At 65.9% G+C, this 13,090-nt stretch carries 10 protein-coding genes; 2 read left to right on the top strand and 8 right to left on the bottom strand.

All coding sequences use genetic code 11. The features are described from left to right. Window positions 1-8: 8 nt before the first annotated feature. From ACXAGF_RS02585 to ACXAGF_RS02550, 8 genes are all read right to left on the bottom strand, one after another. Window positions 9-1,589 carry a globin-coupled sensor protein gene (locus ACXAGF_RS02585; protein ID WP_475014306.1) on the bottom strand — a complete coding sequence of 527 codons (1,581 nt, stop codon included), beginning with the start codon at window positions 1,587-1,589 and terminating at the stop codon, window positions 9-11. 643 nt (window positions 1,590-2,232) lie between these two features. Further along, window positions 2,233-3,594 carry an FGGY-family carbohydrate kinase gene (locus ACXAGF_RS02580; RefSeq protein ID WP_475014304.1) on the bottom strand — a complete coding sequence of 454 codons (1,362 nt, stop codon included), beginning with the start codon at window positions 3,592-3,594 and terminating at the stop codon, window positions 2,233-2,235. Window positions 3,595-3,604: 10 nt separating this feature from the next. Beyond that, complete coding sequence (gene rhaM, locus ACXAGF_RS02575; RefSeq protein ID WP_475014303.1) at window positions 3,605-3,919, bottom strand: L-rhamnose mutarotase; 315 nt, start codon at window positions 3,917-3,919, stop codon at window positions 3,605-3,607. Between the two features lie 8 nt (window positions 3,920-3,927). After that, window positions 3,928-4,932, bottom strand: a complete 1,005-nt coding sequence (locus ACXAGF_RS02570; protein ID WP_475014302.1) for an ABC transporter permease — start codon at window positions 4,930-4,932, stop codon at window positions 3,928-3,930. Further along, the gene (locus tag ACXAGF_RS02565; RefSeq protein ID WP_475014300.1) at window positions 4,932-5,909 is read right to left on the bottom strand and encodes an ABC transporter permease; all 978 of its coding nucleotides are present in this window, start codon (window positions 5,907-5,909) and stop codon (window positions 4,932-4,934) included. The genes ACXAGF_RS02570 and ACXAGF_RS02565 overlap by 1 nt, the downstream gene beginning before the upstream one ends. After that, the gene (locus tag ACXAGF_RS02560; RefSeq protein WP_475019196.1) at window positions 5,906-7,405 is read right to left on the bottom strand and encodes a sugar ABC transporter ATP-binding protein; all 1,500 of its coding nucleotides are present in this window, start codon (window positions 7,403-7,405) and stop codon (window positions 5,906-5,908) included. The genes ACXAGF_RS02565 and ACXAGF_RS02560 overlap by 4 nt, the downstream gene beginning before the upstream one ends. Before the next feature lie 211 nt (window positions 7,406-7,616). Then, complete coding sequence (gene rhaS, locus ACXAGF_RS02555; protein WP_475014298.1) at window positions 7,617-8,609, bottom strand: rhamnose ABC transporter substrate-binding protein; 993 nt, start codon at window positions 8,607-8,609, stop codon at window positions 7,617-7,619. 43 nt (window positions 8,610-8,652) lie between these two features. Further along, the gene (locus ACXAGF_RS02550; protein ID WP_475014296.1) at window positions 8,653-9,465 is read right to left on the bottom strand and encodes a DeoR/GlpR family DNA-binding transcription regulator; all 813 of its coding nucleotides are present in this window, start codon (window positions 9,463-9,465) and stop codon (window positions 8,653-8,655) included. Between the two features lie 201 nt (window positions 9,466-9,666). Here ACXAGF_RS02550 and ACXAGF_RS02545 point away from each other — a divergent pair, with 201 nt between their 5' ends. Beyond that, window positions 9,667-11,760, top strand: a complete 2,094-nt coding sequence (locus ACXAGF_RS02545) for a bifunctional rhamnulose-1-phosphate aldolase/short-chain dehydrogenase (protein ID WP_475014295.1) — start codon at window positions 9,667-9,669, stop codon at window positions 11,758-11,760. A gap of 39 nt (window positions 11,761-11,799) precedes the next feature. Next, entirely contained in the window at window positions 11,800-13,089 is a 1,290-nt protein-coding gene (gene rhaI, locus ACXAGF_RS02540) for an L-rhamnose catabolism isomerase (RefSeq protein WP_475014294.1), read from the top strand. Window position 13,090: the final 1 nt, after the last annotated feature.

The raw sequence follows: 13,090 nt of genomic DNA, 5'->3' as shown, positions 1-13,090 counted from the left end.
GCTCATGTTCAGCCTCCGTAGCCAAGAGTGCGCACGGCCGTCGGGGCCGTCGGGGCACGCATAGCCGGTGGCGCCTCGGCCGGGTCGCCGGGCGCGTTCTTGCGCTGCCGGACGTGGAACCGCCGGATCGTCTCGCCGATTTCGAGGATGACGGCGTTGAGCTCGTCGCCGGCCCGGCCAGCGCTACCGGCAAGCTCGGCGTCGGCCCGCGCCTCGGTTCCGATCCGGCCAAGGCCGCCAGCCACGCCATCAAGCCCGTCGACGTCCTCGCCGCCCTGCAGCGCGATGGCGGAGACGGCCTCGTTGATCGCCATGACCTGTTGAACAATCCCACCGATAGCGTCCTGGGTGCGGTTGACGCGGTCGACGCCGGCTTCCACCTGCGCCTTGGTCCCGGTCACGAGCTGCTTGATTTCACGGGCGGCATCGGCCGAGCGCTGCGCCAGTGCGCGCACCTCCTGCGCCACCACGGCAAAGCCGCGGCCGCTGTCGCCGGCGCGGGCCGCCTCGATCCCGGCATTGAGCGCCAGCAGGTTGGTCTGGAAGGCGATTTCGTCGATGACGCCGATAATCTGGCCGATCTTTTCGGCCGACGCCTCGATGTCGGCCATAGCCGACATTGCTTCGCCGACGATGCGGCCGCTCTTCTCGGCCGATAGCCGGGTCGCCTGGACCGCCGCCTCGGCCTTGCGGGTCTGGTCGAGATTGCCCCGCATCCGGCTGGCGAGCCCGTTCAGTGCCGCGGCGGTGTCCGCCAGCTCCGCCGACCGGGACGCGGCACGCTCGGCGAGCTGGCCGGTGCGCCCGGACAGGGCCTCGGCCATATCGCCGGCCGTCCCGCTACGGGCGTGCGCATGGGCGAGGTGACGCTCGGCGTCCGCGAGCGCCGTGTCCAGGGTCTCGGCCAGTTCCTGCCAGGCGTCCGGCATCTGCTCGCCGGTCCTGTGGGTGAAGTCGAGATTGGCAAGGCTGCGGATGACATCCCCGAAGACGCCCTCGAGCGCGCCGTGATCGGCCTGGCGCTGCTCGCCCATCGCGCGGTGGTGGCTGTGGCGGAGCTCGTTGAAGCGCAACGAAACACCGATCTCGGCATCGACCATGGCCGTGCGGACGAAAGCTCCCAGCAGTGCCGAAAGCTCCTTCCGGCGCCCGTCCCGCGTGCCCGACAGGAGAGGCTTCGGCCAATACTCGCCGATCAGGCCGTCGATGACATGCTCCAGCACGATGGCGCAACCGGACATGCGCCAGCGCGGATCAAGCCCCATCTGGCTTTCCACGTCGGCCAACACCTTCACCCGTTCGGCATAGAGCCCGTCGAAACGGGCGTCGGTCAGGACGCTCCAGTGCGATGCATGCAGGTCATGCAGCCGATCGACCGCGCGCTCGCTATGGAAATGGCGCGCCGCATCGGGAAAGGTCTGGAAGCGTTGGAAAAGGTCGCGAAGCGCCGTTTCGACATGGCGCTCGAGCATCTGGCGATGGCTGCGCAGGATCTCGCCCTGGGACGGTTCCAGGCCAGCAAATCGCAGGCGATCGCGAAGGCTTGCCGCCTGCGCCGTCTGAGCCTGATCTACTGGCGTCTCCTGCACTCTTCGTCCCCATACGCACGGCAGTCTCGCCGGCCGGTTGCCCGGTCCTGGCCGGTGAATGTGTCCATGGGGAAGCTGCAACGGTCACGCGGTGTCGATCTTCCGCGCTGCGCCGATAAATCGGGCACTGCCGTCCGCCGGCCCACAGGTCATTTCGATGAAGCAGATACCGGGTCGAAACCGGTCCGGGCGGGTGGCATCATGCCTGTGTGGGAATTGGTCCGACTCCCATTCCGACGCGTGGCCCATGTTTATGGTTAATTCCTTGCCTGAAAGTTAATAAACCATTCCCAGCTTGGGTGGTCCAACGTCACCGGAACAAGGCTACCGCGGCCTTCCGGCTCTCTTTCAAGGCCCAACGGCATCCGGCGCGGCACGGACATCCCTAGAATTCGCCAGGTCGCGGGCGCGCAACGGAAAATTAGCAAGGCATAACCAAGACTCTGCTGCTATAAGACGATTCGAGACGATGATGTCCTCTGGGAACGAGCAATGATTGTTCTGTGGCTGAGTGCTATGATTCTGACTGCCGCGACCCTTGCCGCCTTTGCCGCGCTGATCGGCATCGACGGTCGGCACCCCGCCCGGACAGCCCCGATATTCTGACCTTTCGACGGTTCTGCGACACGCGACGTCTGGCAGCTCAGGCGCCGGCGAGACGTTGCCAGTCGCGAATGTAGCCGGACACGCATTCCGGCAGAACCGCCTCCACCTGCCGCAGCCGCGGCTGCGGCACCTGTTCCACCGCGAGACAGGCCGCGCCGGTACTGGTCCCGGTTGCGCTCTCGCCGACGAGTACATCCCGGCCCGTGGACGCTGCCAGCATCGCAAGATAAGGCCGGTTCGCTGCGAATGGCCCTTCGACGATGACGGGCCCATCGGCACCGATCAGCGCCAGGCAGGCGCACGTCATCAGGGCCAGATGAAAGGCGATCACCACCTGCGCCTCGGCTTCGCTCAGGTCAGCCCGCTCGACGGTCCAACTCGCCTCTCGGCCGGGATAGGGGCCGGAGTCACTCGGAACGGAGGGCAACAGCATTGCCTGCCGCCCGAGGACTGAGGCGATCGCCGCATCGCCGGCCGGCGCATCGGTGCCTTTGAGCAACGCGAAGGCCCGGCCGCCCATGAACCGGGCCGAGGGCACGGGGTCGCCGAGCGCGTTGACATTGACCAGCGTATCGCGGCGCTCGTCGAGCGCCTTCGGCCGCGCGCCCATGGCCATGGCGACCACCCAGGTGCCGGTCGAGACGACGGCACAGGGCGGGGGCATGGTCAGCACGTAGGGAAGCAGCGAAGCATTGGAATCGTGAATGCCGCAATGGACCGGGGTGCCGTCCCGCAGGCCCGTGGCGGCCGCGACCTCGGCGCGGATCGGGCCGAGCACGTCGAACGCCTTGCGCAGGGGCGGCATCAGCGCCTCCCAGCCCTGCCCCTTGACCAGTCTAGAGTAGCGACGCCCGCCCGGCTCCCACAGGTCGGCATGGCAGCCGAGCGAGGTCACCTCGCCCGAGAGCACCCCCGTCAGCCGGAACGACCAGTATTGCGGATACATCAGGATGGCGGTGACCCGGGCGAAGGCCGCGGGGAAACGGCGCGCCTGCCAGAAGACCTGCAGGCCGGCGTTCAATCCGGCCGGCAGGCTTGGTGTTCCGGTCTCGGCAAAGGCGGGGCGGATCGCCTCGTATTCGGCGTGCAGTTCCTGCGGGCCTGCGAACTCGTAGTCGAGCACAGGCAGCGCCAGCCGGCCATCGGCGCCCATGAGCGCGGCGGTCGCTCCGTGCGTCGTCACCGATATGCGGTCGATCGGCCGTTCCGCATGCAGGGCCTTGAGGCTGTCGAGAATGAACGACCAGAGCCGCTCGGTGTCGACATGTGGATAGGGGGCGCCACCGACCACGCCGTTCGGCATCGTCCGGGCGGCAACCTCGCTGAAGCTTTCGCCATCGACGAGCACGACCTTGGCGTTCGTCTTGCCGATGTCGATGACGGCGATCGTCCGGGTCATGGCGTCCGTTTCACTCCATGTGGAAGACGGTGCGCAACGGGACGGCGACCGGTTCGTTGTCCGGCTTCGTCTCCATGATGTCGGCCATGTGCGCCCACCAGCGCCGCATCACCGGATGGTCCGGCAACCGGTCCATGCCGTGGTCGTCAAGCCGCCAGAGCACGCCGAACAGAAGGTTCGTCTCCTCGTCCAGGTGGATCGAGTAATCCGAGACGCCCGCTTGCTTCAGCAGGGCGGACAGTTCCGGCCAGATCGCGTCGTGGCGCGCCTTGTACTCGTCGGCCATGCCGGGATTGAGGCGCATGCGGAAGGCATATTTTTCCATTCTGTCCCTCAGCGCAGCATGCGGCGCCTGGCCCGCGAATAGAGGATCGGCAGCGCAATCACCGAAATCAGCAGAAGGCCGATGAAGATCGACATGACGATGCCGGGCACGTTCAGCAATCCGAAACCAAAGGTCACCATGCCCATGATCAATGCCGCCAGCACCACCCCGCCGATCGTGCCGGAGCCGCCGAGGATGCTGACGCCGCCGAGCACCACCATCGTCACCACCTCCAGTTCCCAGCCGAGCGCGATCGAGGGGCGGGTCGAACCGAGCCGAGACGTCAGGCAGATCGAGGCGATCGCCGCCATCAGCCCGGTCAGCAGGAACAGGATGAACTTCACCCGCGCCACCCGCACACCGGAAAACAGCGCCGCCGTCTGGTTGTTGCCGATGGCATAGACGGCGCGGCCGAAGTTGGTCTTGTGCAGCAACACCGCATAGACGATTGCAAAGCCGACAAACAGGCAGAACTCGAAGGAAAAGACCCACCACACATAGCCCTGCCCGAAGAAGGAGAAGCTTGCCGGGTAGGCGGTGAAGGCCTGGTCACCGAGGACGACGAAGGCGATGCCGCGGAACAGGCTCATCGTGCCGATCGTCACGACGATCGATGGCAGCCCGAGGCGGGTGACGAGCAGGCCGTTGACGGCGCCGCAGGCAAGTCCGGTCGCGAGCCCGACGGCGACAAGCGCCGGCGTGCCGAAGCCGAGGGCCGCCGCATAGCCCATGGCCGTCGAGGCCAGCGCGACGATCGCGGCGACCGAGAGGTCGATCTCGCCGCTGATGATGACGAGCGCCATGGCGAAGGCGATCATCGCCTTCTCGGTGAAGTTGAAGGTTGCGTCCGACAGGTTCCACGGATCGAGGAAATAGGGGGAGGCCAGCGAGTTGGCGACAAAGATAAGGATCGCGACGGCGATCAGCAGGCTCTCCCAGCTTTTCAATAGGCGGGTTCCGCGGCCCTGCAGCCGGTCGGGGATGTGGCGACCTTGGGTGCTCGTCTCTGCCATCAATGCGCCTCCGCCTGCTTGAGGATCACCCGGCCCTTGCGCCGCTCGGCACGGGCGTTGACGGCGACGGCGACAATGATGACCACGCCCGAGATCGCCATCTGGGCGAACGGCGAGATGTTGATGACCGGCAGCGCATTCTTGATGATGCCGAGAAACAGCGCGCCGAGGACGGCACCGGGCACCGAGCCGATGCCGCCGGCGATCGAGATGCCGCCGATGACGCAGGCGGCGATGATGTCGAGCTCGAACCCGAGCGCGATGTCGACATAGGCGACCGCATAGCGCGACACCCAGAGATAGCCGGCCAGGCCCGCGAGCATGCCCGACAGGCAGTAGGCGAAGAAGCGCGTCCGGCCGACGTCGATACCGGTATAGACCGCCGCATGCGGATTGCCGCCGACCGCATAGAAGGCGCGGCCGAGGGCCGTGCGCGTCATGACCACGGCCATGACGGCGATGATGACAAGGGAGAACCAGGAGAGCGCCGGCACGGCGAGAACGTCGGTGCGCGGCAGGCCCTTGAAGCTTCCGCTCATCTGATGGGCGTTGATCCACTGGCCGCCGGTCAGCAGGAAGATCGTGCCGCGGAAGATCGTCAGCGTGCCGAGCGTGACGACGATCGGCGGGATGGAGAGTTTCCAGACAAGCAGGCCGTTGATCGAGCCAAGGGCGGCGCCGAGCGCCATGGCGGCAAGGATCACCAGCGGAATCGGCAGACCCGGGTGGGCGAGGTTGATCAGGCCCGCGACCATGCCGCAGAGCGCCAGGTTTGCCGCCATCGACAGGTCGATGCATCGGGTCAGGATCACCGCCATCTGGCCGAGCGCCAGGATAATCAGGATCGAGGTATCGTTGTAGACGCGGCCGAGATTGGCCGGCGCGAGGAAGCCGGGAAAGCGCAGCGTGACCAGCCCGACCAGCGTCAGGATCGCCACCACCAGCAGGACCTCTCGGTGCTTCAGAAGGGTCTTCATAGCCCGCTCTCCGATATGCCGGCCGCGGCGCGGACGAGCTTTTCCGCCGTCAGTTCCGCGCGGTCGAACCGACCGGCGATGCGGCCCTCGCGCATGACGATGACGCGATCCGACATGCCCATGATCTCGGGAATCTCGGACGAGACCATGATGACGCTGAGGCCCTCTGCCGCCAGTTCGCTCATGAAGGCGTGAACGGCGGCCTTGGAGCCGATGTCGATGCCCTTGGTCGGTTCGTCGAGGATGATCACCTTCGGCTTCGTCGCCAGCCACTTGGCGATCACGACCTTCTGCTGGTTGCCGCCCGACAGCGTGCCGACGTCCTGGTCAAGCGCGGCGGCGCGCAGGTCGAGCCGTCCGGTGTATTCACGCGCCAGCCTGAACTCCTCCGCCAGCCGCAGGAAGCCGGAGCGGGAGGTGCGGGCGAGCGACGGCAGCGTGACGTTCTGGAAGATCGGCAGGCCGATGATCGCGCCTTGCCGGCCGCGTTCCTCCGGCACGTAGACGATGCCGGCCGCGATCGCCTCCGCCGGCGAGCGGATCACCAGCACCTCGCCATCCAGACGGATCGCGCCGGCCGACGGCCGGGTGATGCCGATCAGCGACTGCATGAACTCGGAGCGGCCAGCCCCCACCAGGCCGTAGAAGCCGAGGATCTCGCCGCGGCGCAGTTCGAAATTAATGTCCTCAAACTCGGTCGGGTGGCGGTAGCCGGAAACCGTCAGCACCGGCCCGCCGATCTCCACCGCCTGCTTGGGAAAGACCTGGCCGACGTCGCGGCCGACCATCAGGCGCACAAGATCGTCCTGGCTCGTCTCGGCGATCAGCCCCTCGCCGACCATGCCGCCGTCGCGAAACACGGTGTAGCGGTCGGCGATGCGAAAGATCTCGTCGAACTTGTGGCTGATGAAGAGGATCGCCTTGCCGTCGGCCTTCAGCCGGTCGATCAGCGCGTAGAGCTCGTGGATCTCCTTGTGGGAGAGGGCCGCGGTCGGCTCGTCCATGATCACGACGCGGGCGTCGATCGACAGCGCGCGGGCGATGGCAACGAGATGCTTGCTGGCGATGCCGAGATCGCGCAGGCGGAGCGTCGGATCGAGATCGGCGCCGACGCGCTCGAGCAGTTTCCGGGCGTTGGCGTTCAGCTTCGCCCAGTCGATGAGACCGAGCCGCGTGCGCGGCGGATGGCCGAGAAAGATGTTCTCGGCGACGGAGAGCTCGTCGAACAGGACGGTCTCCTGGTGGATCGCCGTGACACCGGCCCTGGCGGCGGCACTGGCGGTGGGGAAATGCGCCACTTCGCCGTCGACATGGATCGTGCCGGCATCCGGCTGGTAGATGCCGGTGAGGATCTTGACGAGGGTTGACTTGCCCGCGCCGTTCTCGCCGACCAGCGCCGTCACCGACCCGGGATAGAGCGACAGCGAAACGCCCGACAGCGCGCGCACGCCGGGGAACGACTTCGAGATCCCCTCCAGCGCGATCGCCGGCCTCATCCGCGATGTGGTGGTGTCCTGCAACAAGTGTTCGTCCGCCGGGTTGGATGACGTGCCAGGCAATCCGGAACACCGTAACGTCCCGAGGAGCCTGCGGGGCTGCCCTTGCCCGCCTCGGCCTCCCTCCGCCGCCACAGGCGAGAAGACCGGCCGCGAGCGAGGTGTTCCGTTCGGGTCGGTGGGCCCGGCGACGCGCCGGGCCCGTCCCGGATCAGAAGATCTTGGCAAATTCCTCGACATTCGAGGCGTCGTAGACGAACGGATCGGCCATCGCCCCCTCGTTGTTGTCGTCGAGCTTGACCTTGCCCATGCGGCCCATGTTCAGTTCGGCACCCGGCTTGGCCTCGGCGCCGCCGATCAGGTCATAGGCGATCATCGTCGCCGAATAACCAAGGTCGATCGGGTTCCAGATCGCGAAGGACTTGGAGGCGCCGGACTTCACGTGGCCCGCCATCTCCGAGGGAAGACCGAGGCCGGTCACATTGATCTGCCCCGCCTTGCCCGCGTCGGTGACGGCCTGCGCGGCGGCGACGATGCCGACCGAGGTCGGCGCGATGATCGCCTTCAGGTCGGGGTAGGACTGGATCAGGCCCTGGGTCTCGCGGTAGGACTTGTCGGCCAGGTCGTCGCCGTAGACGGTGGTGACGATGTTGACGCCGGCATAGTCCGGCAGCACCTTCTTCATCTCCTCGATCCAGGTGTTCTGGTTCGTGGCGGTGGCCGTGGCCGACAGGATCGCCACGTCGCCCTTGCCGTCGGGCAGGCTGTCTGCGGCCATCTTCACGCACATATTGCCGATCAGCGCATTGGACGACGGGTTCAGGTGCATCAGGCGCCCTTCCGGCGCCACGCCGGAATCCCAGGAGATCACCTTGATGCCGCGGTCCATCGCCTTCTTCAGCGCCGGCACCAGGGCGTCGGTGTCGTTGGCCGAGACGGCGATGGCGTCGACCTTCTGGGCGATCAGCGAGTTGATCACCTCGATCTGCGCCTCGGCTGTCGTCGTCGTCGGTCCGGTGTAGATCACCTCGACGTCGCCCAGTTCCTTTGCCGCTTCTTGGGCGCCCTTGTTGGCCGCCTCGAAGAAGCCGATGCCGAGCGCCTTGACGACAAGGGCGATTTTCTTGTCCGCCGCATTGGCGGCGTTTACGACGAGCGCCGTCGATACGGCCGCCGCCACGAGCAATGCCTTCCACATCTTCATGTCCAAGTCCTCCCTGACTGGTGCGTTCCCCTCCCCGTCGGCGCTATGCCGGCGAAGGAGCATTCTCCGCCGGAGCCGCAGCCCGAACGTCCGCGACGATCAGGTTGACGCCGGCATTCTCCAGCATCGCGGCCTCCCGGTCCTCGATGCCCGGGTCCGTGATCACCGTTGCGATGCGCTTCAGACCGCACAGGATGAGGCTGGAGCGCTTCCTGAACTTCGAGGAATCGGCCAGCACGACCAGGTCATCGGCCTGGTCGATCAGCTTCTGCTCGGCCTGGATCAGCAGCGGATCGGCCTCCATCAGGCCCAGCGGGCCGAGGCCCTGGGCGCCCATGAACATCCGCCGCGCATAGAAATTGCGGGTCACGTCGTTGTCGAACGGACTGAGGATGATGTTCTGCTCGCGATAGATCGTGCCGCCCGACAGCATCACCGTATTCTTGGAGTGCTTCAGCAGATGCTCGGCGATCGGAAACGAATTGGTGAATACCTGCATGCGGCGGTTGGCCAGGAAGTGCACCATCTGAAAGGTGGTCGTGCCGCCGTTGATGATGATCGGCTCGCCGTCCTGGCAGAGCGCGACAGCCTCCTTGGCGATCGCCTGCTTCTGCCTGGTATTCAACGTCTCGTTGACACGGAAGGGACGGCCGGCAAGGCCCACGAACTGCGGCGGATTGATCGCCTCGGCGCCGCCGCGCACCCGGCGCAGCCGCTTCTGCACGTGCAGCGCCGCAATGTCCCGCCGGATCGTCGCTTCGGAGCTGTCCGTCAGATCCACCAGCTCCAGCACCGTGACGACGGGCTTCTCCTGGATGGCCGACAGGATGATCCGGTGTCTTTCCTTTTCGTGCATGGCCCCTCCAACGTCTTCGCATGCTTCCATCATGATCGCGCAATGTCAATCATAATTGATCAACTTTTTCCATTGTGCGGTGCAATATGACCGATTATGATCGTTTCTGATTGACATCGGCGGCGCATCCGTGAGATTTGACTCCCTGAACTCGACAGGCGGCCGCACAGGCCGCCCGTGAACGCCCGGGAGGACATGCCGATGCTGGACCAGCAACAAGGGTCGCGCCTTGCCAATCTCTGGGACGAGACAAAGGCGGCCTCGATGAGCGAACCCGAGCGACTGCTCTACCGCTCGAACCTGCTCGGCTCCGACAAGCGGATCACCAATTTCGGCGGCGGCAACACCTCGGCCAAAGTGACGGAGACCGACCCGCTCGGCGGCAGCGCGGTGGACGTGTTGTGGGTCAAGGGCTCGGGCGGCGATGTCGGCACGATCAAGATGGACGGCTTCGCCACGCTCTACATGGACAAGCTCGAGGCGCTGAAGGGCCTCTATCGCGGCGTCGAGCACGAGGACGAGATGGTGGGCTACCTTCCCCACTGCACCTTCAACCTCAACCCGCGGGCCGCGTCGATCGACACGCCGCTGCACGCCTACGTCCCGAAAAAGCATGTCGACCACATGCACCCAGACGCGATCATTGCGATCGCGGCCTCCAGCAACAGCCGAGAACTGACGAAAACGATCTTCGGCGGGGATATTGGCTGGCTGCCATGGAAGCGCCCGGGCTACGAACTCGGCCTGTGGCTGGAAAAGTTCTGCAAGGAAAACCCGACGGCGCGCGGCGTCGTGCTCGAAAGCCACGGCCTGTTCACCTGGGCCGACACGGCCAAGGAGTGCTACCAGACCACCATCGAGATCATCAACAAGGCGATCGCCTGGTTCGAGGAAAACAACGCCGCCCCCGCCTTCGGCGGCGCGGTCAGTCCCATGCTGTCGGGCGACGAACGGCGCACGGTCGCACAGAAGCTGATGCCGATGATCCGCGGGCTGATCAGCGGCGAGGAGAGCAAGGTCGGCCACTTCGACGACAGCCAGGCCGTGCTCGATTTCGTGACCTCGAAGGATCTTGAACCTTTGGCCGCCCTTGGCACCAGTTGCCCGGACCACTTCCTGCGCACAAAGATCCGACCACTGGTGATCGACTTCGATCCCGCAAGCCCGGACTTGGACAAGACGCTCGCCGGCCTTGCCGCGGCGATTGACGCCTACCGCGCGGACTATGCCGGCTACTACGACCGCTGCAAGCGCGCCGACAGCCCGGCCATGCGCGATCCGAACGCCGTCGTCTACCTGGTCCCCGGCGTCGGCATGATCACCTTTGCCAGGGACAAGCCGACGGCGCGCATATCGGCTGAGTTCTACGTCAACGCCATCAACGTCATGCGCGGCGCGTCCGGCGTCTCGACCTATGTCGGCCTGCCGGAAAAGGAGGCGTTCGACATCGAATACTGGCTTCTGGAGGAGGCCAAGCTGCAACGCATGCCGAAACCGAAGAGCCTCGCCGGCCGCATCGCGCTGGTCACGGGTGGTGCCGGCGGCATCGGCAAGGCGACCGCCGACCGGCTGATGACCGAGGGCGCCTGCGTGGTGCTCGCCGACATCGACGAGGCGGCACTGACCTCGGCCCAGACCGAACTCGCCGGCCGCCACGGCAGGGACGTCGTGCGCGCCGTGACCATGAACGTTACCGACGAGGCGCTGGTGGAACGGAGCTTCGCCGACACGCTGGTCGAATTCGGCGGGCTGGACATTCTCGTCTCCAATGCCGGGCTCGCCTCCTCCGCTCCGATCGAGGAAACGACGCTCTCGCTCTGGACCAAGAACATCGACATCCTGGCGACCGGCTATTTCCTTGTCTCGCGCGAGGCTTTCAGGATCTTCCGGCGACAGAAGTGCGGCGGCAACGTCGTCTTCGTCGCCTCCAAGAACGGGCTTGCCGCCTCGCCGGGCGCTGCCGCCTACTGCACCGCCAAGGCGGCCGAAATCCACCTCGCCCGCTGCCTGGCGCTCGAGGGCGCGTCCGAGCAGATCCGCGTCAACGTCGTCAATCCGGACGCGGTCCTGCGCGGCTCGAAGATCTGGACCGGCGAATGGAAGGAACAACGGGCGGCCACCTACAAGACCGACGACCTGGAGGCCCACTACCGAGAGCGCTCGATGCTGAAGCGCAGCGTCTTTCCCGAAGACATCGCCGAGGCGGTCTACTTCCTCGCCTCCGACATGTCGGCCAAGTCAACCGGCAACATCATCAACGTCGACGCCGGTAACGCCCAGTCCTTCACCCGATAGGCCGGATGGGAAGCACAGGGTTTCGGGAGGGCCCCGCACATGAGCATGATCTCGAAGGATGTCGTTGCGGCCGAGAACGCCAGGCGCACAGCCGATCTGAACAACGACTATGCCCATCTCGGCGCGCAACTTGCCCGTCGCGGTGTGGACATCGACGCCGTCAAGAAAAAGGTCGCCGCCTACGCCGTCGCGGTTCCCTCCTGGGGGGTCGGCACGGGCGGCACGCGCTTTGCCCGCTTCCCGGGACCCGGCGAGCCGCGCCACATCTTCGACAAGCTGGAGGACTGCGCCGTCATCCACGAGTTGACGCGCGCCACGCCCACCGTTTCGCTGCACATTCCCTGGGACAGGGTCGCCGACATCGGGGCGCTGAAGGAAAGGGGCGATGCGCTAGGCCTGGGCTTCGATGCGATGAACTCCAATACCTTCTCCGACGCACCCGGCCAGCGGCACTCCTACAAGTTCGGTTCGCTCTCCCATGCCAATGCCGCCACGCGTCAGCAAGCGGTCGAGCACAACATCGAGTGCATCGAGATCGGCCAGAAGCTCGGCTCCAAGGCGCTGACGGTGTGGATCGGCGACGGCACCAATTTTCCAGGCCAGGCTGACTTCACGAAGAGCTTCGAGCGCTATCTCGAGGCGATGACGGCGATCTACAGGCACCTGCCGGACGACTGGCGCATCTTCACCGAGCACAAGATGTACGAGCCGGCCTTCTATTCGACCGTCGTTCAGGACTGGGGCACCAACTGCCTGATCGCCAAGGAACTGGGCGACAAGGCCTACTGCCTCGTCGACCTCGGACACCATGCGCCAAACGTCAACATCGAAATGATCGTCGCCCGGCTGATCCAGTTCGGCAAGCTCGGCGGCTTCCACTTCAACGACTCAAAGTACGGCGACGACGACCTCGACACCGGTTCGATCGATCCCTATCGCCTTTTCCTCGTGTTCAACGAACTGGTGAACGCCGAGGAGCGCAAGGCCGAGGGGTTCGCGCCGGCGCACATGCTCGACCAGAGCCACAACGTGACCGACCCGATCGAGAGCCTGATGCGCAGCGCCACGGAAGTTTGCCGCGCCTATGCACAGGGGCTGATCGTCGACCGGTCGGCACTTGCCGGCTACCAGCAGGACAACGACGCGCTGATGGCGTCGGAAACGCTGAAGGCCGCCTTCCGCACCGACGTCGAGCCGATCCTGGCGATGGCGCGGCTCGAGCACGGCGGGGCAATCGACCCGGTGGCAACCTACCGGGCCGCCGGCTACAGGGCGAAGGTCGCGGCGGACCGCCCGGCCGTCGCCAGCGGCGGCGGCGGGATCGTGTAGG

It is taken from the genome of Mycoplana sp. ABR4_002 (assembly GCF_056159645.1).
Note: the sequence above shows the minus strand (reverse complement) of the source record. Positions and strands in the feature narration are given on the sequence as shown.